Origin of the sequence: Pseudomonas sp., assembly GCF_040514055.1 — a bacterium.
Taxonomy (GTDB): Bacteria; Pseudomonadota; Gammaproteobacteria; order Pseudomonadales; family Pseudomonadaceae; genus Aquipseudomonas.
This window is the reverse complement of sequence record NZ_JBEVDL010000047.1, coordinates 49129-66806: the sequence shown is the minus strand read 5'-3', so window position 1 is coordinate 66806 and position 17678 is coordinate 49129. Positions and strand designations below refer to the sequence as shown.

Below are 17678 nucleotides of genomic sequence, written 5' to 3'. Positions count from 1 at the left end.
CTCAGCGTTTTAGCGCTAGAGGCCCGTCCCCCAGCAGGCAATGCACCAGCGACACGGCGGCCAGCACGGCCGGGTACTCCCAGCCGCCATTGGCGTTGCTGAAGACCCAGCCGTTGCCTGAGTGAATCACCAGGGCGCCCAGCAGGATTGGCAGCAGCCCCAGGGATACCCAGCGGCCATAGACCCCCAGCAGGATCAGCAGCCCGCCCGCGACCTCCAGCGTCACCAGGGGAATGGCCAGCAGGGCGGGCAATTGCTGGCTGACCAGCCAGGCGGCCAGACCCTCGATGCCATACGTGAGGTACTTGAGGATCAGCCCGTGACTGATCCACATGCTGGCGAGGGTCAAACGCAGCAGCAGGCTGGCGGCAGCGGGGTAGACAGGCAGGTTCATAAGGGGAGCCTTGTGTGCGTGACATCGGGTGGTGAGAGACGCTGTCACTGTGCGCTTTGCGATTCCGCCGAAAAACTCGCAGTATTGGCCGACTGGTTATGCGTAATTGCATAGGGGGATCGGCCTGTGGACTGGAACGACCTGCAGTATTTCCTGGCGGTGCGTCGACACGGCTCCCTGTCGGCGGCGGCGACGGCACTCAAGGTCAACCACAGCACCGTGCTGCGGCGCCTGGCGCACCTGGAGACGAGCCTGGGAGTGGCGCTGTTCCAGCGCCTGCCGGGCGGTTATGCGGCGACCGTCGCAGGCGACGAATTGGCGGCGCAACTGGCAGGGCTGGATGAGCAGATCGAGGGGGCGCAACGGCGTGTACAGGGCAAGGACCGGCAGATCCGCGGGGTCATTCGGATCACCTCGACCGACACGCTGTTCGGCAGCCTGCTGATGCCGCTGCTGGTGGAGTTCCAGCAGCTCCATCCCCAGGTCCGCCTGCAACTGGTGATGAACAACGCCTTTCTCAATTTGACCCGCCGCGAAGCCGACGTGGCGGTGCGCGGCTCCAACCAGCCACCGGACCATCTGCTGGGGCGGCGGGTCGGACGGATCCAGACGGCCGCCTATGCCGCGCGTTGCTACCTGGCCGAGCATGGGCCGCAGCTACCGTGGGCCGAGCATCTGTGGGTGGGGCCGGACGCCGCCCTGGCGCACCTCGATCAGGCGCGCTGGCTGGACGCGCAGGTGCCCGTCGAGCGGGTGCTGGCGCGGGTCGACAGCCTGGTGGGGATGCTCGAGTGCGTGCGCCTGGGGCTGGGCGTCGGGCTGTTGCTCTGCCCCCTGGCCGAGGCCCATGGCGAGTTGGTGCGTCTGGCGGAGCCCGACCCGGCGCTGGACACCGAGATCTGGGTGCTGAGCCATCCTGACCTGCGGCAGGTGGCGCGGGTCAGGGCGCTGACCGACTTTCTTTATCAGCGCTTGAGCCAGGATCCGCGCCTGCTGCATTGAACGGTCGAGGCGGCGGTTCGGTGGGCTCGGTCATTGGCTGATGCAACCGATCGCGGTTGGCCAGCGTGGGGAACAGGCGCATCCACAGGCCGCTGACCAGCAGGGTACCGACCCCACCCATGACCACCGCTGGCACCGTGCCGAACCAGTGGGCGGTCAGGCCCGACTCGAATTCGCCGAGCTGGTTGGAGGCGCCGATAAACAGGCCGTTGACCGCGCTGACCCGGCCGCGCATGGCGTCCGGGGTTTCCAGCTGCACGAAGGCGGCGCGGATCACCATGCTGATCATGTCCGCCGCGCCAAGGATCACCAGTACCGCCAGGGAAAACCAGAACGAAGTCGACAGGCCGAAGGCGATGGTCGCCACGCCGAACACCCCCACCGAGGTGAACATGATGCGCCCGACCTGGCGTTCGATGGGGAAACGCGCCAGCCACACCGACATCAGCAACGCGCCGATGGCGGGTGCCGAGCGCAGCAGGCCCAGGCCCCAGGGACCGGTCAGCAGAATGTCCTTGGCGAACACCGGCAACAGCGCGGTGGCGCCGCCCAGCAGCACCGCGAACATGTCCAGGGACACCGCGCCCAGCACGTCGCGGCGGCTGCGGATAAATTGCAGGCCGGCCAGCAGCGATTTCACCGAGGCCGGCTCCTTGCGCAGCGGTTCGGCGCGGGCCGGCAGGCTGAGGATCAGCCCGACCGCCAGGCAGTAGAGCAGGGTGGTCGGGGCATAGACCCAGACACTGCCGAACGCATAGAGAAAACCGCCGAGCGCCGGGGCGACTATGGTCGCGGCCTGGATCGCCGAGGCGGAAGCCGCCACCGCCGCCGGAAACAGCCCCACCGGCACCAGGCTGGGCAGCAAGGCCTGGGTCGCCGGCATCTCGAAAGCGCGGGCGCTGCCCAGTAAAAACGCCAGCAGGAAAATCAGCTCGCGGGTCAGGCCGCCGCCACTGCCAAGCACCAGGGCCAGGCCGATCAGCGCCTGGCCGGCCTGGCACAGGGCAACGACCTTGCGACGGTCGTAGCGATCGGCCACATGCCCGGTGTAGAGCACGAACAGCAGGCGCGGCAGGAACTCCACCAGGCCGACCAGGCCCAGGTCCAGTACCTTGCCGGTCAGCTCGTACATCTGCCAGCCGATGGCCACGGTCAGCATCTGAAAACCGCTGGCGGTGCAGACCCGCGCCAGCCAGAACGCCATAAAGGGCCGTTGATGACGCAACAATTGAGCGGAAGGCGCGGACATGGCGATCAATTAGATAGCTAGCTAAGGGTGGCCCAGCCTAGCACGGGCCGCGACGCCTCGGAAACGCCCGAATCACCAGCCGACCTCCTGGCGTAATCGCTGGTCCAAGGCCACATGTAGTCAGTTGCCAGCCGTCCGCGAGGCCCCCAATGCAGCATCTCGATCTCCAGGTGATACGCCGCGCACTGCAGTGGTCCCTGCAGGGCCGTCGGGTCTGGTTGTGCACCGTGCTCAGCACCTTCGGCTCGGCCCCGCGGGCGCCCGGCGCGCTGCTGGCCGCCACGGCCGAGGGCGAGTGGATCGGCTCGCTGTCCGGCGGCTGTGTCGAGGAGGCCTTTCTCGAGCGGCTGGTGCGCCAGGGTTTTGCCACGCCGCTGAACCTGGTGCGTTATGGCGCCCAGGACGCTGGCGAGTCGGTGCGCCTGCCCTGCGGTGGGGTGCTGGAAGTGCTGGTGGAAAACCTTCCGGCAGAGCCGGCGGTGCAGGGCCATCTGCGCCAACTCGAACGAGCCCTGTCGGGGCAATGCCAACTAATCCGTGAGATCAGCCTGCCCGAAGGGCATCGGCGGCTGCGCGATACGGTCGGGCCGGGGCCACGGGTGGAACGCCGCGAGCAGCAGATTCGCTTGCGTATCGGCCCTGCCCAACGCCTGTTGCTGGCCGGGTATTCCAGCGTGGCCGCCCATTGCGTGGCGTTCGGCCAGGCCCTGGGCTTCGAGGTGCTGTTGTGCGAGCCCCGTGAAGAGGTGCTCGCCGGGGTGGAACTGAGCGGGGTGGAGCTGCGTCGCGAGCTGCCAGCGCTGGCCATCGCCGCAGGGGCCTGCCATGGCGACACCGCCGTGCTGGCGTTGACCCATGATCCGCGCATGGACGACCTGACCCTGATGGAAGCGGTGCGCAGCGATGCGTTCTATATCGGTGTGATGGGGTCGCGTGCCACCAGCCTCAAGCGTTTCGAGCGCTTGCGCGGCAGTGGCGGCTTGACCGAGCAGGACCTGGCGCGGATCCAGGCACCCATTGGCCTGGCGCTGGGCAGTAAAACCCCGGCGGAAATCGCCCTGGCGGTGATGGCCGATGTGCTGCGGCTGCGTAACGGGATCGCCCGTGACTGCCTGTAGTCGAGCGGCAGCCGCCGGATGGGGAACGGGGACTTGATGGCGCCGCTGCCCCTGGTGATCGCCCTGGTGCTGGCCGCCGGTCGGGGCCGGCGTTTCGGCGGCGACAAGCGCCAGGCGCGGCTGGCCGATGGCCGAACCCTGCTGCAGGCGACCCTGCAGGCGACCCAGCGAGTATTCGCCGAAACCTATGTGCTGCTGCGGGCCGAAGATGACCCCGCGGCGCTGGAGGTGCCGGCCAGGGTCGGCGTGCTGCGCTGCGGCAACGCCGAACAGGGGCTGGGCGACAGCCTGGCGGCGGGGGTGCGGGCCCTGGTCGGGCACCCGGCCGCGGCGATTGCCGTGGTATTGGGCGATATGCCCTGGGTCGCGGAGTCGAGCTTGCGTGCCCTGGCGGCGCAGGCCGGGGCCGGACGCATAGTATTGGGCAGCCATGGGGGTCGGTACGGCCATCCGGTGCTGTTCGGTCGCCAATTCTGGCCGCCGCTGCAAGCCCTGCACGGTGAACCGGGCGCGCGCGCCTTGATCGAGGGGGCCGGGGCGGCGTGCCGGGTCCTGGCGCTGGATGACCCGGGACTGCTGCGCGACGTGGATACCCCCGAGGCCCTGCGGACACTGGGGTCTGGTGGCCCTGCGGCACCCCGTCGCACCTGTTGAGCACACGCAGAACGGGCGTTCCAGCGATGCGCGACAAATGACCACAGCTGGCCTCGAGGGGGGCGGCGCTACTCTTCGGGCATGGCTTGATCCAGGTCAATACCCCTCTTGGGAATGCCTGCCAGCCGCCTGGATGTTGCTTGTCGCGCACCGCGATAACGCCTCGAAAGATCGCCCATAAGAACAATTGCCGCCCTGCGTACTCCAAAAAAGTTGGAGCGAGTCGGAGCTGGCCGCTGTCTGGTGAGTGCCCGCTATAACCTGATAGAGGATGTTCTATGTTCGGATTGGAGGCTATCGATCTCGCCCGGATCCAGTTTGGTTTCACCATCTCCTTCCATATCGTGTTCCCGGCCATCACCATCGGCCTGGCCAGTTACATGGCGGTACTGGAAGGCTTGTGGCTGAAGACCGGTCAGGAGGTCTACCGTGACCTCTACCATTTCTGGTCGAAGATCTTCGCGGTCAACTTTGGCATGGGCGTGGTCTCCGGCCTGGTCATGGCCTATCAGTTCGGCACCAACTGGAGCGCGTTCTCCGACTTCGCCGGCGCGGTCACCGGACCGTTGCTGACCTACGAGGTGCTGACGGCGTTTTTTCTCGAAGCAGGATTTCTCGGCGTCATGCTGTTCGGCTGGAACCGCGTGGGCCCTGGACTGCATTTTTTCTCGACCATGATGGTGGCGATTGGCACCCTGATCTCGACGTTCTGGATCCTGGCGTCCAACAGCTGGATGCACACGCCCCAGGGCTACGCCATCCTGGACGGGCGGGTGATCCCCATGGACTGGTTCGCCGTGGTGTTCAACCCTTCCTTCCCCTATCGCCTGGCCCATATGGCCACCGCGGCGTTTCTCGCCACCGCGTTTTTCGTCGGCGCCTCGGCCGCCTGGCACCTGCTGCGCGGTCGCGACAACCCGGCGATCCGCCGCATGCTGTCGATGGCCATGTGGATGGCCTTGCTCGTGGCGCCGATCCAGGCGGTGATTGGCGACTTCCATGGCCTCAATACCCTGAAGTACCAGCCGGCGAAGATCGCCGCGATCGAAGGCCACTGGGAAAACCACGGCAACGAACCGACGCCCCTGATCCTCTTTGGCTGGCCCGACATGCAGGCCGAGCAAACCCGCTTCAAGCTGGAAATCCCGGCCCTGGGCAGCCTGATCCTGACCCATAGCCTGGATAAACAGGTGCCGGCGCTGAAGGACTTCGCCGCCGAGGACCGGCCCAACGCGACCATCGTGTTCTGGACCTTCCGGGTGATGGTCGGCCTGGGCCTGCTGATGATCCTCACCGGTCTGTGGAGCCTGTGGTTGCGCCTGCGCGGCCGTCTGTTCGAGAACCGTGCCTTCCTGCACCTGGCCCTGTGGATGGGCCCCTCCGGGATCATCGCCATCCTCGCCGGCTGGTACACCACCGAGATCGGTCGCCAGCCCTGGGTGGTGTACGGCCTGATGCGCACGGTGGATGCCTCGTCCGGCCATGGTTTCGCCCAGATGAGCCTGACCCTGGGCCTGTTCGTGGTGGTGTATTTCGCGCTGTTCGGCGTCGGTATCGGCTACATGATGCGCCTGGTGCGCAAGGGCCCGGTCACCGACGAGGGCAAGGAAGAGGGCGCCGGCGGGCCTGGCCAGCAACGGACCCCGGCGCGGCCGCTGTCGGCGGCGGACGAGGGCCTGGAAGAAGGCGATGGCGATCACCTGGGCGAGAGGAACTGAACATGGGCATCGACCTTTCTTTGATCTGGGCGATCATCATCGTCTTCAGCATCATGATGTACGTGGTGATGGACGGCTTCGACCTGGGCATCGGCATCCTGTTTCCCTTCGTCAAGGACAATGGCGAACGGGATCTGATGATGAACAGCGTGGCGCCGGTCTGGGACGGTAACGAAACCTGGCTGGTGCTCGGTGGCGCCGGCCTGTTCGGCGCCTTTCCGCTGGCCTACTCGGTGGTGCTCAGCGCGCTCTACCTGCCGCTGATCTTTATGCTGCTGGGGCTGATCTTTCGCGGCGTGGCCTTCGAATTTCGCTTCAAGGCCAAGAGCCACAAGCAGCACATCTGGGACAAGGCCTTTATCGGCGGTTCGGTGACGGCGACGTTCTTCCAGGGCATGACCCTGGGCGCCTATATCGACGGCATCCCGGTGCTCAACCGGGCCTACGCCGGCGGCCCGCTGGACTGGTTGACGCCGTTTTCGGTGTTCTGTGGCCTGGCGCTGATCGCCGCCTATGCCTTGCTGGGGTGTACCTGGCTGATCATGAAGACCGAAGGCCGCCTGCAGCAGCAGATGCACGATATGGCCCGGCCGCTGGTGTTCGTGGTGCTGGGCGTGACCGGCATCGTCAGCATCTGGACGCCGCTGGCCCATGCCGCCATCGCCGAGCGTTGGTTCAGCCTGCCGAACCTGTTCTGGTTTATGCCGGTGCCGCTGTTGGTGCTGTTGACCACCTTCTCGCTGCTGCGGGGCATTCAAAAGAACGCCAATCACACGCCCTTTATCCTGACCCTGATCCTGATTTTCCTCGGCTACAGCGGGTTGGGCATCAGCCTGTGGCCCAATATCATCCCGCCCTCGGTGTCCATCTGGCAGGCGGCGGCACCGCCCCAAAGCCAGGGTTTTATGCTGGTAGGCGCGCTGTTTATCATCCCCTTTATCCTGATGTACACCGCCTGGAGCTACTACGTGTTCCGCGGCAAGATGGACCCCGAGCAGGGGTATCACTGATGACCGATGCCACTGGCAAAACCCCGCTGTGGCAACGCCTGGCCTGGCTGGTGGGTATCTGGAGCGCCAGCGTACTGGCCCTGGGTGTGGTCGCCTGGCTGCTGCGGCAATTTATGAGCGCGGCGGGCATGGGTACGCCCTAGGGCGTCTCTGTTCATCACCGCTGCTTGTAGGAGACCCGCCCATTGGGCGAGACCTATCGCGCAGTGCGGTTGTTCAGCCCACCCCGCTGCCGATGGCGGGCGCTGCCCGCCCTACCAGAGCACCTCGGAGACTCTGTTCGCTTCGCTGCGGCCGCTACCGGGGGCCGCCCAGAGACCGCGCCTAGGTGTCGATATACCGGTAGGGCGGACAGCGCCCGTGTACATAGGCAATCTATAAGCGCGGCAGGTACGGGCATCGCCTGACGCCCGATTGGCGGGCTGTCGCTGAACGGCGCGCCGAGACCGCCCTACGCCCTCTCAAGCCGCCCCCATGGAGGGCTTACTTGATCGCCTTGAGCACCACGAATTTGGGATTGGCCGCCACCTGTTCCACGCCGCGGAACAGCCGCTTGAGCTTGGCGTGATAGCCCAGGTGGCGATTGCCGACTATCCACAGCTCGCCGTTGCGCACCAGGGCCGCCTGGGCCTGCTGGAACATGCGCCATGCGAGGTAGTCGCCGACCACCTGCTGCTGGTGGAAGGGCGGGTTGCACAGCACCAGGTCCAGGGAATCGGCCGGCTGGCCGGCCAGGCCATCGTCCGGGCGCAGGCTGACCGGGCGATGACCCAAGGCCGCGTGCCAATTCTCGCCCGCCGACTGCACCGCCATATAGGACTCGTCGACCAGGGTCAGCTGCGCCTGGGGGTTGAGCAAGGCGCAGGCGATGCCCAGCACGCCGTTGCCACAGCCAAGGTCGGCCACCCGCGCCTCGCCCAGGTTGCGCGGCAGGTGCGGGAGAAAGGCGCGGGTGCCGATGTCCAGGCCTTCGCGGCAGAAGACGTTGGCATGGTTGAGCAAGGTGAGGGGCGGGTTTTCCAGGCGGTATTGCGTGGGATAGGGCGACTGCGGGACAGGTTTGTCCACCGCGGTGGCCATCAGCAGGCGGGCCTTTTTTACCGCCAGTGAAGCCTGCATGGGGCCGATATAACGCTCCAGCAGATCGCCGGCGGCATGGGGCAGGTGCTTGACCATGGCCCCCGCGACGACCCGTGCGCCCGGTGCCAGCTGGCCATGCAGGCGGATCAGCTGTTCCTCCAGCAGGGCCAGGGTTTTGGGCACGCGGATCAGCACCCAATCGAAAGGCCCCTCGACCACCTGGCTGGCCGGCACGAAGCTCAGGCTGTCGGCGGGCAAGTGGTTGCAGGCCAGGTTGTTGGCCAGGGCCAATGCAGCCAGGTGCGAGTCGCCGCTGCTGCTGATATGCGCCTGGCCGACCAGGCTGGCTGCCAGGGCGCCGAAGCTGTCATTGAGGATCAGCACCCGCTGGTCCGCCCGCAGGCCCTGCTCGGCCAGATGGGCCAGCAAGTACTCGTCGGCCGCATCGAAGGCCTGCAAGGGGTCGTCGTGCCGGGGCGGCTGGCGAAACAGGTCGAGGCTGGCGAAGGGGGTGGTCAGGACGGGCATGGCGGAACTCGGCAAGCGTGACGGCGCTGCGAGTCTGCGGGGAAACTCGCCTGGACGGCTATTTTACGGGTTTTTAAACCCGCGTGACGCAGTGCTTTACGGTCCGTATGCATCCCGCTATTCAGGGGGTTGCCCATAGGAGTGCGTGTTGGCCAACTGTTAAGGTGCGCCTGGACTCCTCGGCTTCGAACAAGGACGGTTGCATATGACCCTTATCACCCAAGGCCAGCGCATCGCCCTGGCTTCTCTAGCGGCCAGCGGTCGTTTCCAGTTGCTTTTCGACATCCGTAGCCCGCGGCCCATCGACCTGGCGTGCTTCGGGGTGGATGCCCAGGGCCGGCTTTCCGACGAGCGCTACATGATCTTTTTCAACCAGCCGCAGAGCCCGTGCGGGAGCCTCAGGCAGAGCGCCGCACAGACCTTCGAGATCGATCTGCCTGACTTGCCCAAGGCTATCGAACGGCTGGTCTTCACCGCCGCCATCGAAGATCCGGGCACTCTGCATGAGCTCGGCGCGAGTGGTTTCCGCCTGCTGGAGGCGGGCCAGGAGAAGGCGCGGGCCGAATTCTCCGGGCAGGAGTTTGCCCAAGAGAAGGCAATCATGATCACCGAGCTGTACCGCAAGGGAGGCGAGTGGCGTATAGGTTGCGTGTTGCAGGGCTTTAACGAAGGCTTGGCGGCCCTGGTCCGGCACTTCGGCGGTACGGTGTCCGAGCAGCCTGCCGCGCCTAGCCGGCAGGCCTCGGTTTCCCTGGAGAAAAAGCTCGCGCACGCGGCGCCACGCTTGGTCGAACTGGCGAAAAAGGCCCAGGTGATACTGGAAAAGACCCGGTTGTCCGCCGTGAGTGCACGGGTCGGTTTGGTATTGGATGGGTCGGGCTCGATGAATGGCCAGTACAAACAGGGGCGGGTTCAGGAGTTGCTCGAACGGTTGATACCGCTGGCTGTGCATTTCGATGACGACGGGGCGCTGGATTGCTGGGCATTTGGCGAAAAACCGCAACAGCTGAGCCCGGTCAGCTTGGCCAACTATCAGGGCTATATCGACGCCGACCAGGGCGGTTGGCGTCACTGGGCGCTGGGAGCGCGAGTCAATGATGAAGCCCGGGTGCTGGAGGCGGTGATCGCTTTTTATCAGCGGACGCCAGCGCGCACTCCGGTTTATGTGCTGTTTATCAGCGATGGTGGTGTGAGTCGCAGCGCACGGATCAAGGAATTGATGGTTCAGGCGGCGGCGCTACCGATTTTCTGGCAATTCGTCGGCCTGGGTGGGCATAACTACGGAATACTCGAGCGGTTGGACGAGATGACGGGGCGAGTGGTGGATAATTGCAGTTTCTTCTCCCTGGATGATCTGCATGACCTCGGCGAAGAGGCGTTGTATGCCAGGCTGATGGGCGAGTTTCCCGACTGGCTGGCGGCAGCCTGCAACGCCGGGATCCTCGACTAGAGCCTGTCGGGTGGTACGTTAATCTTCACTGGCTGCGGATATCGCTCGGGTCCAGCGAGCCACCGGCTGCGCGCAGAGCCGCCAGACGCGCGCCTTCCTTGGCGGTGAAGGCAAACAGTTGCTCGGGGTTGCCGACCCGCAGTTGCAGGGCCAGCAGCTCCATGCCTTCGGCGATCGGGATCTCGCGTTGATGTTCAGCCAGCCCGGCGAGGATACGTTCGGCGGCCAGGGCCACGGCCATGCCGTTCTCGATATTGGGGTCTGAGTGGCCGCGGCGGCTGCCGTCGCCCGCCAGGGCGTTGGTGGCGATGGCCGTGTGCACCGAACCCGGCAGGATCACGCTGACATGGATGCCGTAGGCCTGCTCCACCTCGGCGCGAATCGCGTCGAAGTAACCTATCACCGCGTGTTTGGCGCCACAGTAGCCGCTGCGCAGCGGCGTGCCGACCTTGCCGGCCACCGAGCTGATCACGGCCAGGTGGCCGGCGCCGCGCGCCACCATCTTCGGCAACAGCAACTGGGTCAGCGCCAGGGGGGCCAGGTAATCGACCTCGATCAGCCGGCGGTAGACCGCGAAGTCGGTGTCCAGGGCCAGGCTGCGCTGGGTGATGCCTGCGTTGTTGATCAACAGGTCGACCTGCCCGCGCCAGGACCAGGCGTCCGCGACTATGGCGGGCAGGGCGTCGTAGTCGGTGCTTTCGAAGGGTAGCACCCGGCAGCGCTGCGGTGCCTGATCCGCCACCCGCTGCAACTCCTCGACGCGTCGGCCCGACAGGATCACCTGGGCACCCTGGGCGAGAAAGGCGACGGCCAGGGCTTCACCAATGCCCGATGAAGCGCCGGTGATCCAGATGACTTTTTCGGCGAAAGACATGGTTGCCTCCTGTGGAATGTTATCGGCCCTGGATGGGCGAACGGTGGATGCCAGCCCATCATTTCGCGCCTGGCGCGGCGCGTCCATGACCGGGGCGGCCAAGCGGCTGACCGGGTGCCTCACGTCTGCCAGTGCCTGGGAGCAGGAACGCTTTGGTAGGGCGGGAGAATCCCGCGAATTTAACAGCCTTTCAACCCCGCCGGGACCGCTGAGTACCGGGCTGCCTGTCGTCAGCGACCTTGCTTTGCCCCAGGACAACGCTGCCTCCCAGGGATTCGATGATGCCGCCCACGTGATCTATACCGCGGAAAATGGCACCGACCGCACCGGGGTTAGCCGTATCCGTAAAGAGAGTCCCAAGTGCCTGTCCCCCGCCCAAGGCGTGTTTACCGTTGGGGCGGGGTTATCCTGAATAATCCTGTGCAGGCGGTCAGGTTGCCAGACGAACGGGAAGAATCCCCGTATGGCGCGCCGTAGAGGCGTTGAAGCCCGGGGAAAAATGAAAATTGTGCGCGAGTTGGGCTAATTCGTGCTTGTGCTGCGCCGCGCTTTACCGAAAAATGCCGCCCCCTGCTGGCCTGGGTAGTCGTGTTCAGTACCGACGAGTCAAGCCTGCCAGCACTCCAATAATAACCAGGCCTCTGACCACTGCGCTCAGATGCGACCTGGTAGTCCCTGATGAATCGGGGATGTCCAGCGCCAGCCCCCAGGGCGCGCCGGGCTATCCGCACAGAGTACAGCCCAACCGATGAGGCCCGCGCCATGCCGTGGGCTTCTCGGCTTTCCATTATTCAAGGAATATCCATGTTCAAGTCCCTGCTCACCCTTCCCCTGACCGCCTTGCTGCTGGTCACCGGCACCGCGCTGGCGGAAGGCAAGGCACCCATCCTGATCAAGTTCTCCCATGTGGTTGCCGAGGACACGCCCAAGGGCAAAGGCGCGCTGCTGTTCAAGAAACTGGTGGAAGAACGCCTGGCCGGCGAGGTGAAGGTCGAGGTGTATCCGAACTCCACACTGTTCGGCGACGCCAACGAACTCGAGGCCCTGCGCAACAACGAGGTGCAGATGCTGGCGCCTTCCTTGTCGAAATTCGAACCCTTTACCAAGCAATTGCAGGTGTTCGATCTGCCGTTCCTGTTCGATGACCTGGAGGCGGTCAAGCGTTTCCAGAAGCGGGAAAAAAGCCGAGACCTGTTGCGTACCATGACCGCGCAGAACATCTACGGCCTGGCGTACTGGAATAACGGCATGAAACAGCTGTCGGCGAACCGGCCGTTGCCCAAACCTGCCGACGCCAAGGGCCTGGCGTTCCGTATCCAGCCGTCGGCCGTGCTCGCCGCGCAGTTCACCGCCCTGGGCGCCAAGGCCGTGCCGCTGCCATTCGCGGAAACCTTCAAAGCCCTGCAGGGCGGTAGCGTGCAAGGCACCGAAGGTCCCTGGTCGAACTTCGCCAGCCAGAAACTGGACAGCGTGCAGCCCTATATCACCGAAACCAATCACGGTTCGATCAATTACATGCTGGTGAGCAATCCCAAGTTCTGGACCAGTATCCCCTACAAGACCCGTACCGAGCTGGAAGCCATCATCGAAGAAGTCAGCCAGAGGGTCGGCGACGAGGCCGAGCAGATCAACCAGCGTGATCGCGAGGCCGTTTTGGCCGCCGGCCGCACCAAGCTGGTCAGCCTGAGCGCCGATGAACACGCCGCCTGGCGCGCCCAGATGGAGCCGCTGTGGAAGACCTTTGAAAAGGAAATCGGTGCCGATGTGATGCGTGCCGCGCAAACCGTCAACCGCCGCTAAGGCCGAGGGCCGGTTGACACTAGCCACACGCGCCGCGGCAGTGCGCATAGTGTCAACAGGCCCTTAACCCCAAGGCTTGTCGGTGTTTGTGCCGAGCGCTTTGCGCGACACTGGCGTCTCTGCTTCCACGAGGCGCCCGCATGTCCAGCAGCCCGGAAAAATACAGCCGCGAAACCCTCAGCGAGGTCCGCGCCTGGTCGCCGACCCTGTTCAGCCTGCGTTGCAGTCGCGATCCGCACTTTCGTTTCCGTGCCGGGCAGTTCGCCCGGCTCGGCGTGCCCAAGGCCGACGGCCGCATCGTCTGGCGCGCTTACTCGATGCTCTCGGCGCCCCATGACGAGTTTCTCGAGTTTTTCTCCATTGTGGTTCCGGGTGGCGAATTCAGCAGCGAGCTGAGCCGCTTGCGGGCCGGCGACACGCTGCTGGTGGAGCGCCAACCCTTCGGTTTCCTCACCCTGGATCGGTTTGTCGACGGCCACGACCTCTGGTTGCTGGCCACCGGCACCGGCGTGGCGCCGTTTCTGTCGATCCTGCAGGACTTCGAGGTGTGGCAGCGTTATGAGCGGATCCTGCTGGTCTACAGCGCGCGCACCCGTGCCGAGCTGGCCTACCAGGAGCTGATCGAACAGTTACCGCATCGGGACTACTTACGCGAGTTCGCCGACAAGCTGGTCTACCTGCCGGTGGTCACCCGCGAGGCCGTGCCAGGTTTGCTGCACGGGCGCATCACCGAGTTGATCGCCAGTGGCGAGCTGGAGCGCGCCGCCGGCGTGGCGCTGACGGCCGAGCAGTCGCGGGTGATGCTCTGTGGCAACCCGCAGATGATCGAGGACTGCCGCACCCTGCTGAAACAGCGGGACATGCAGCTGAGCCTGACCCGTCGACCGGGCCAGGTGGCGGTGGAGAACTACTGGTAGGCGGTCAAGGCTGGGGCTTTTGAGCCTTGAGCAGGTCGCGGATCTCGACCAGCAACAGTTCTTCAGGGGTGGGGGTGGGCGGCGCGCTGGGCGCCACCGCTTCGTCACGCTTGAGTTTGTTGATCATCTTGACCCCCATAAAGATGGCGAAGGCGACGATCAAGAAGTCCAGCAGGGTCTGGATAAATTTGCCGTAGGCCAGCATGACCGCGGGCAAGTCGCCTTCGGCCGCCTTGAGGGTGATCGCCAGGTCGCTGAAATCGACGCCGCCGATCAGCAGACCGATCGGCGGCATGACCACATCGCCGACAAAGGAGGTGACAATCTTGCCGAAGGCCGCGCCGATGATGATGCCGACGGCCATGTCGACCACGTTGCCCTTGACCGCGAAGGCCTTGAATTCGCCAATGATGCTCATCTGATGATTCTCGACAATGGGATGGCGCTGAGTGTACTGCACGGGATCGCGGTTGCCAGCCGGTCTCAGTTGGGCCACTGCAGTGCGGGCAGGCATTGGAAACCCGGTTTGGCCAACAAATACCCCTGGAACAGCTCCACCCCCATGGCGCGCAGGGTGTCGAGCTCCTCGCGGGTCTCAACCCCTTCGGCGATGACGCGGATGTTCAGTTTGCGGCACATGCTCAGGGTGGCGTCCACCAGGATCTGCCGGACGCTGTCCCGGTCAATTCCGCGGATCAGGGCCATATCCAGCTTGATCAGGTCGGGTTGGAAGTCGGCCAGCAGGTTCAATCCGGCATAACCGGCGCCAAAATCGTCGATGGCGGTCATAAAGCCCTGTTTGCGGTAAGCGCGCAGGATGCCGCTGAGGTGATCGATGTCCAGCACCTGCTCCTGTTCGGTCACTTCGAAGATGATCCGCTGCAGCGGAAAGGCGTAACGCTGGGCGGCTTCCAGGGTGGCGCGGATACAGGTCTCGGCCCGGTACACCGCGTTGGGCATAAAGTTGATCGACAGCCGTGCCGGTACAGGCAGGCGCGCCGCCCACTCCAGGGCCTTGATCCGGCAGCTCTGGTCGAAGGCATAACGGTTGCTGTCGGTCAGGCGGGCCAGCAGGCTGCCCGCCGATTCGCCGGCTGGGCCGCGGACCAGGGCTTCATGGGCGAACACCTGGTGGCTGTTCAGGTCGACGATCGGCTGGAACGCCATGCTGATGGCGAAGTCCAGCGCCTCACCGTCGCGGCAGTGGGTGCATCCAGGCGAATCGGGCATGACAAGCTCCTTGCGGACGATCGTTTCAGCTAAGCAAAGAATGCCGACGCTGTCTGCTGTTTTCGTCGGCATCTGGGCGTGGGCGCATTGACGGTTCGCTTGATCGGCGTCAATGGCGGGGCTGGGCGGGACGCTTAAGCTGCGTTCAGACACTTAACGGAGGCGCACCATGCACGTTGACCATCACCCGCTGACCAAGGACTTTCCCGAGCTGCAGCAGACCCTGCACGAGCTGCGCCAATCCGATGCGCACTTTGCCCGCCAGGCGAGCGAGTACGAGGCGCTGGACAAACGCATTTGCCGCATCGAAGACGCGGTCGAGACCGCCAGCGAACAGGACCTGTCGACGCTCAAGCTGCAGCGCGTGGCCTTGAAGGACGCCCTTGCGCGTCGGCTCAAGCAGGCCAAGGGCAGCTGTTGCGGTGGCTGTTCGGGCTGAATCGCGCTCCCGGCGCCCCCCCTGCGCAGGCTATGATGGGCGTTTTCCTCCGCGGGAGTTCGCCCCATGGCCAAGGCCAAGCGCATGTACGGCTGCACCGAGTGCGGCGCCACCTTCCCCAAATGGGCCGGGCAGTGCGGTGAGTGCGGGGCTTGGAACACCCTCACCGAAACCCTGATCGAAGCCAATGGGGTGGCCCCCAGCGGGCGTGCCGGCTGGGCCGGCCAACCGGCGCAGCTGAAAACCCTGGCCGAGGTCAGCGTCGAGGAAATGCCGCGGTTTTCCACCGCGTCCGGCGAGTTGGACCGGGTGCTGGGCGGCGGCCTGGTGGACGGCTCGGTGGTGCTGATCGGCGGCGATCCGGGCATCGGCAAGTCGACCATCCTGCTGCAGACCCTGTGCAATATCGCCAGCCGTTTTCCGGCGCTCTATGTCACCGGCGAGGAGTCCCAGCAGCAGGTGGCCATGCGCGCGCGCCGGCTGGGTCTGCCGGAGGACAAACTCAAGGTGATGACCGAGACCTGCATCGAAACCATCATCGCCACCGCGCGCATCGAACAACCCAAGGTGATGGTGATCGACTCGATCCAGACCATCTTCACCGAACAGCTGCAGTCCGCCCCTGGCGGCGTGTCCCAGGTGCGCGAGAGCGCGGCGCTGCTGGTGCGTTATGCCAAACAGAGCGGCACGGCGATTTTCCTGGTGGGCCATGTGACCAAGGATGGCGCCCTGGCGGGGCCGCGCGTGCTCGAGCATATGGTCGATACCGTACTGTACTTCGAGGGCGAGTCCGATGGCCGCCTGCGCCTGCTGCGGGCGGTGAAGAACCGTTTTGGCGCGGTCAACGAGCTGGGGGTGTTCGGCATGACCGACAAAGGCCTCAAGGAGGTCACCAACCCCTCGGCGATCTTCCTGACCCGCGCCCAGGAAGAAGTGCCCGGCAGCGTGGTAATGGCCACCTGGGAAGGCACGCGGCCGATGCTGGTGGAGGTCCAGGCCCTGGTCGACACCAGCCATATGGCCAATCCACGGCGGGTGACCCTGGGCCTGGACCCCAATCGCCTGGCCATGCTGCTGGCGGTGCTGCACCGCCACGGCGGCATTCCCACCCATGACCAGGACGTGTTTCTCAACGTGGTTGGTGGGGTCAAGGTGCTGGAAACGGCGTCGGACCTGGCCCTGATGGCCGCGGTGATCTCCAGCCTGCGCAACCGGCCGTTGCCCCATGACTTGCTGGTGTTCGGCGAGGTCGGCTTGTCCGGCGAGGTGCGCCCGGTACCCAGCGGCCAGGAGCGTCTCAAGGAGGCGGCCAAGCACGGTTTCAAACGGGCCATAGTGCCCAAGGGCAATGCCCCGAAAGAGGCGCCGCCCGGTTTGCAGGTGATCGCGGTGACCCGCCTGGAACAGGCGCTGGACGCGTTGTTTGACTAGGGGCCGTGCCCTGGCCTGTCGGGTTACGCTGCGCTAACCCGACCTACGGAAAAGCTGGTCAGCCGCCCAGGGTAATGGTCGCCGAGACCAGGGCGACACCCAGCACGGTGAACACCAGGGAAGTCAGCCAGGGCCGGCGCATGCCGGCATAGTGGCCAAAGCCCAACCCGAGCAGGGTCAGCATGACCAGCGCCACGCCGTTGGAGATGCGCAGCGCCTGCTCGGCCTGATCGAACAGGACGAAGGGCAGCACCACCGGGAGGGTGGAGAGGATTTCCGACAACCGCGACAGCGGATCCAGCACCTGATGCCGGGCGACCGGATCGACGACCTGTACGTCTGGAGTCTTCATCGGTGCGCTGGCCCTCACTGCCGCGCTAAGGGAGGCGAAGGTGTTCCTGGTCTCAGGCTCAGTGGTCGTCGCCCAATGCCGCCAGCTCGCGCTCCAACAGGGTCTCGTCGCCCAGGTTCAGTTCTACCAGGCGCCGCAGGTGGCTGATGGACTCGATATCGATATGCCGGCACACGAAGCCCAGCAAGTCGTTCTGGGTACGGGTCAGCACCACTTCCATGCTGACCTGGGTATCCGGGCCCAGATCGACTCGCGCCACAAAGGGCTGGTCGGGATCGCCGTTCCACTCCGGCGGCCGCTTGACCAGCAGGCCTTTCAGCGACAGGTCGTGCAGTTCGACCGACCAGCGCCGCTCACCCTGGGTGAGTTCGGTGGCGGCGTCGAAGGCGATGCGCTGAAAGCGTCGACGCTCATTGGCTGTATCACTCATGT

Annotated in this window: 20 protein-coding genes; 12 read left to right on the top strand and 8 right to left on the bottom strand. The window is 65.1% G+C overall.

The genetic code is table 11. The features are described 5' to 3' along the window. Window position 1: 1 nt before the first annotated feature. Window positions 2-394 (bottom strand): DoxX family protein, encoded by a 393-nt coding sequence (locus ABWY06_RS11470; protein WP_353925695.1) that lies wholly within the window; start codon window positions 392-394, stop codon window positions 2-4. Between the two features lie 126 nt (window positions 395-520). Between ABWY06_RS11470 and ABWY06_RS11465 the strand changes: the two genes are divergently transcribed. After that, on the top strand, window positions 521-1396 hold the full coding sequence (locus ABWY06_RS11465) for a LysR family transcriptional regulator (RefSeq protein WP_353925694.1): 876 nt from the start codon (window positions 521-523) through the stop codon (window positions 1394-1396). Here ABWY06_RS11465 and ABWY06_RS11460 read toward each other — a convergent pair. Further along, a complete protein-coding gene (locus tag ABWY06_RS11460; RefSeq protein ID WP_353925693.1) occupies window positions 1335-2645 on the bottom strand; it encodes an MFS transporter in 1311 nt (436 codons plus the stop codon). The genes ABWY06_RS11465 and ABWY06_RS11460 overlap by 62 nt on opposite strands. A 149-nt stretch (window positions 2646-2794) precedes the next feature. Here ABWY06_RS11460 and ABWY06_RS11455 point away from each other — a divergent pair, with 149 nt between their 5' ends. From ABWY06_RS11455 to ABWY06_RS11435, 5 genes are all read left to right on the top strand, one after another. After that, entirely contained in the window at window positions 2795-3763 is a 969-nt protein-coding gene (locus ABWY06_RS11455) for an XdhC family protein (RefSeq protein ID WP_353925692.1), read from the top strand. A gap of 36 nt (window positions 3764-3799) precedes the next feature. Beyond that, entirely contained in the window at window positions 3800-4417 is a 618-nt protein-coding gene (locus ABWY06_RS11450) for a nucleotidyltransferase family protein (protein WP_353925691.1), read from the top strand. Between the two features lie 278 nt (window positions 4418-4695). Next, window positions 4696-6135: a cytochrome ubiquinol oxidase subunit I gene (locus tag ABWY06_RS11445; protein WP_353925690.1), complete on the top strand. Its 1440-nt coding sequence runs from the start codon at window positions 4696-4698 to the stop codon at window positions 6133-6135. A 2-nt stretch (window positions 6136-6137) separates the two neighbouring features. Continuing rightward, complete coding sequence (cydB, locus tag ABWY06_RS11440) at window positions 6138-7145, top strand: cytochrome d ubiquinol oxidase subunit II (protein WP_353925689.1); 1008 nt, start codon at window positions 6138-6140, stop codon at window positions 7143-7145. Next, on the top strand, window positions 7145-7288 hold the full coding sequence (locus ABWY06_RS11435; RefSeq protein WP_353925688.1) for a DUF2474 domain-containing protein: 144 nt from the start codon (window positions 7145-7147) through the stop codon (window positions 7286-7288). The genes cydB and ABWY06_RS11435 overlap by 1 nt, the downstream gene beginning before the upstream one ends. 340 nt (window positions 7289-7628) lie before the next feature. Here ABWY06_RS11435 and ABWY06_RS11430 read toward each other — a convergent pair whose 3' ends face one another. Then, on the bottom strand, window positions 7629-8753 hold the full coding sequence (locus tag ABWY06_RS11430; RefSeq protein ID WP_353925687.1) for a methyltransferase: 1125 nt from the start codon (window positions 8751-8753) through the stop codon (window positions 7629-7631). A gap of 205 nt (window positions 8754-8958) precedes the next feature. Between ABWY06_RS11430 and ABWY06_RS11425 the strand changes: the two genes are divergently transcribed. Further along, window positions 8959-10203 carry a VWA domain-containing protein gene (locus tag ABWY06_RS11425; RefSeq protein ID WP_353925686.1) on the top strand — a complete coding sequence of 415 codons (1245 nt, stop codon included), beginning with the start codon at window positions 8959-8961 and terminating at the stop codon, window positions 10201-10203. A 25-nt stretch (window positions 10204-10228) separates the two neighbouring features. On the opposite strand, the gene ABWY06_RS11420 is transcribed toward ABWY06_RS11425, so the two are convergent. Beyond that, entirely contained in the window at window positions 10229-11077 is an 849-nt protein-coding gene (locus ABWY06_RS11420; protein ID WP_353925685.1) for an SDR family NAD(P)-dependent oxidoreductase, read from the bottom strand. Here ABWY06_RS11420 and ABWY06_RS11415 point away from each other — a divergent pair. The 3 genes from ABWY06_RS11415 (at window position 11046) to ABWY06_RS11405 (ending at window position 13794) form a co-directional block, all read left to right on the top strand. Then, on the top strand, window positions 11046-11489 hold the full coding sequence (locus ABWY06_RS11415) for a hypothetical protein (RefSeq protein WP_353925684.1): 444 nt from the start codon (window positions 11046-11048) through the stop codon (window positions 11487-11489). The genes ABWY06_RS11420 and ABWY06_RS11415 overlap by 32 nt on opposite strands. Window positions 11490-11881: 392 nt before the next feature. Beyond that, window positions 11882-12877, top strand: coding sequence for a DctP family TRAP transporter solute-binding subunit (locus tag ABWY06_RS11410; protein WP_353925683.1), 996 nt, complete (start codon window positions 11882-11884; stop codon window positions 12875-12877). Between the two features lie 140 nt (window positions 12878-13017). Further along, complete coding sequence (locus ABWY06_RS11405; RefSeq protein WP_353925682.1) at window positions 13018-13794, top strand: ferredoxin--NADP reductase; 777 nt, start codon at window positions 13018-13020, stop codon at window positions 13792-13794. A gap of 4 nt (window positions 13795-13798) precedes the next feature. On the opposite strand, the gene mscL is transcribed toward ABWY06_RS11405, so the two are convergent. Then, the gene (gene mscL, locus ABWY06_RS11400) at window positions 13799-14212 is read right to left on the bottom strand and encodes a large-conductance mechanosensitive channel protein MscL (RefSeq protein ID WP_353925681.1); all 414 of its coding nucleotides are present in this window, start codon (window positions 14210-14212) and stop codon (window positions 13799-13801) included. Window positions 14213-14277: 65 nt separating this feature from the next. Next, a complete protein-coding gene (locus tag ABWY06_RS11395) occupies window positions 14278-15024 on the bottom strand; it encodes an EAL domain-containing protein (RefSeq protein WP_353925680.1) in 747 nt (248 codons plus the stop codon). 169 nt (window positions 15025-15193) lie between these two features. Here ABWY06_RS11395 and ABWY06_RS11390 point away from each other — a divergent pair, with 169 nt between their 5' ends. Next, window positions 15194-15463, top strand: a complete 270-nt coding sequence (locus tag ABWY06_RS11390) for an HP1242/YdcH family protein (protein WP_353925679.1) — start codon at window positions 15194-15196, stop codon at window positions 15461-15463. A gap of 66 nt (window positions 15464-15529) precedes the next feature. Beyond that, the gene (radA, locus tag ABWY06_RS11385; protein WP_353925678.1) at window positions 15530-16894 is read left to right on the top strand and encodes a DNA repair protein RadA; all 1365 of its coding nucleotides are present in this window, start codon (window positions 15530-15532) and stop codon (window positions 16892-16894) included. Between the two features lie 58 nt (window positions 16895-16952). Here radA and ABWY06_RS11380 read toward each other — a convergent pair whose 3' ends face one another. Continuing rightward, on the bottom strand, window positions 16953-17246 hold the full coding sequence (locus tag ABWY06_RS11380) for a hypothetical protein (RefSeq protein WP_353925677.1): 294 nt from the start codon (window positions 17244-17246) through the stop codon (window positions 16953-16955). 58 nt (window positions 17247-17304) lie between these two features. Beyond that, entirely contained in the window at window positions 17305-17676 is a 372-nt protein-coding gene (locus tag ABWY06_RS11375) for a PilZ domain-containing protein (RefSeq protein WP_353925676.1), read from the bottom strand. Window positions 17677-17678 lie beyond the last annotated feature (2 nt).

What these genes read in the sequence shown, in the direction of transcription:
- ABWY06_RS11470 (WP_353925695.1), bottom strand. Translation starts at nt 394, where the DNA reads ATGAACCTGCCTGTCTACCCCGCTGCCGCCAGCCTGCTGCTGCGTTTG.
- ABWY06_RS11460 (WP_353925693.1), bottom strand. Translation starts at nt 2,645, where the DNA reads ATGTCCGCGCCTTCCGCTCAATTGTTGCGTCATCAACGGCCCTTTATG.
- ABWY06_RS11455 (WP_353925692.1), top strand. Translation starts at nt 2,795, where the DNA reads ATGCAGCATCTCGATCTCCAGGTGATACGCCGCGCACTGCAGTGGTCC.
- ABWY06_RS11450 (WP_353925691.1), top strand. Translation starts at nt 3,800, where the DNA reads ATGGCGCCGCTGCCCCTGGTGATCGCCCTGGTGCTGGCCGCCGGTCGG.
- ABWY06_RS11445 (WP_353925690.1), top strand. Translation starts at nt 4,696, where the DNA reads ATGTTCGGATTGGAGGCTATCGATCTCGCCCGGATCCAGTTTGGTTTC.
- cydB (WP_353925689.1), top strand. Translation starts at nt 6,138, where the DNA reads ATGGGCATCGACCTTTCTTTGATCTGGGCGATCATCATCGTCTTCAGC.
- ABWY06_RS11435 (WP_353925688.1), top strand. Translation starts at nt 7,145, where the DNA reads ATGACCGATGCCACTGGCAAAACCCCGCTGTGGCAACGCCTGGCCTGG.
- ABWY06_RS11430 (WP_353925687.1), bottom strand. Translation starts at nt 8,753, where the DNA reads ATGCCCGTCCTGACCACCCCCTTCGCCAGCCTCGACCTGTTTCGCCAG.
- ABWY06_RS11425 (WP_353925686.1), top strand. Translation starts at nt 8,959, where the DNA reads ATGACCCTTATCACCCAAGGCCAGCGCATCGCCCTGGCTTCTCTAGCG.
- ABWY06_RS11420 (WP_353925685.1), bottom strand. Translation starts at nt 11,077, where the DNA reads ATGTCTTTCGCCGAAAAAGTCATCTGGATCACCGGCGCTTCATCGGGC.
- ABWY06_RS11410 (WP_353925683.1), top strand. Translation starts at nt 11,882, where the DNA reads ATGTTCAAGTCCCTGCTCACCCTTCCCCTGACCGCCTTGCTGCTGGTC.
- ABWY06_RS11405 (WP_353925682.1), top strand. Translation starts at nt 13,018, where the DNA reads ATGTCCAGCAGCCCGGAAAAATACAGCCGCGAAACCCTCAGCGAGGTC.
- mscL (WP_353925681.1), bottom strand. Translation starts at nt 14,212, where the DNA reads ATGAGCATCATTGGCGAATTCAAGGCCTTCGCGGTCAAGGGCAACGTG.
- ABWY06_RS11395 (WP_353925680.1), bottom strand. Translation starts at nt 15,024, where the DNA reads ATGCCCGATTCGCCTGGATGCACCCACTGCCGCGACGGTGAGGCGCTG.
- ABWY06_RS11390 (WP_353925679.1), top strand. Translation starts at nt 15,194, where the DNA reads ATGCACGTTGACCATCACCCGCTGACCAAGGACTTTCCCGAGCTGCAG.
- radA (WP_353925678.1), top strand. Translation starts at nt 15,530, where the DNA reads ATGGCCAAGGCCAAGCGCATGTACGGCTGCACCGAGTGCGGCGCCACC.
- ABWY06_RS11380 (WP_353925677.1), bottom strand. Translation starts at nt 17,246, where the DNA reads ATGAAGACTCCAGACGTACAGGTCGTCGATCCGGTCGCCCGGCATCAG.
- ABWY06_RS11375 (WP_353925676.1), bottom strand. Translation starts at nt 17,676, where the DNA reads ATGAGTGATACAGCCAATGAGCGTCGACGCTTTCAGCGCATCGCCTTC.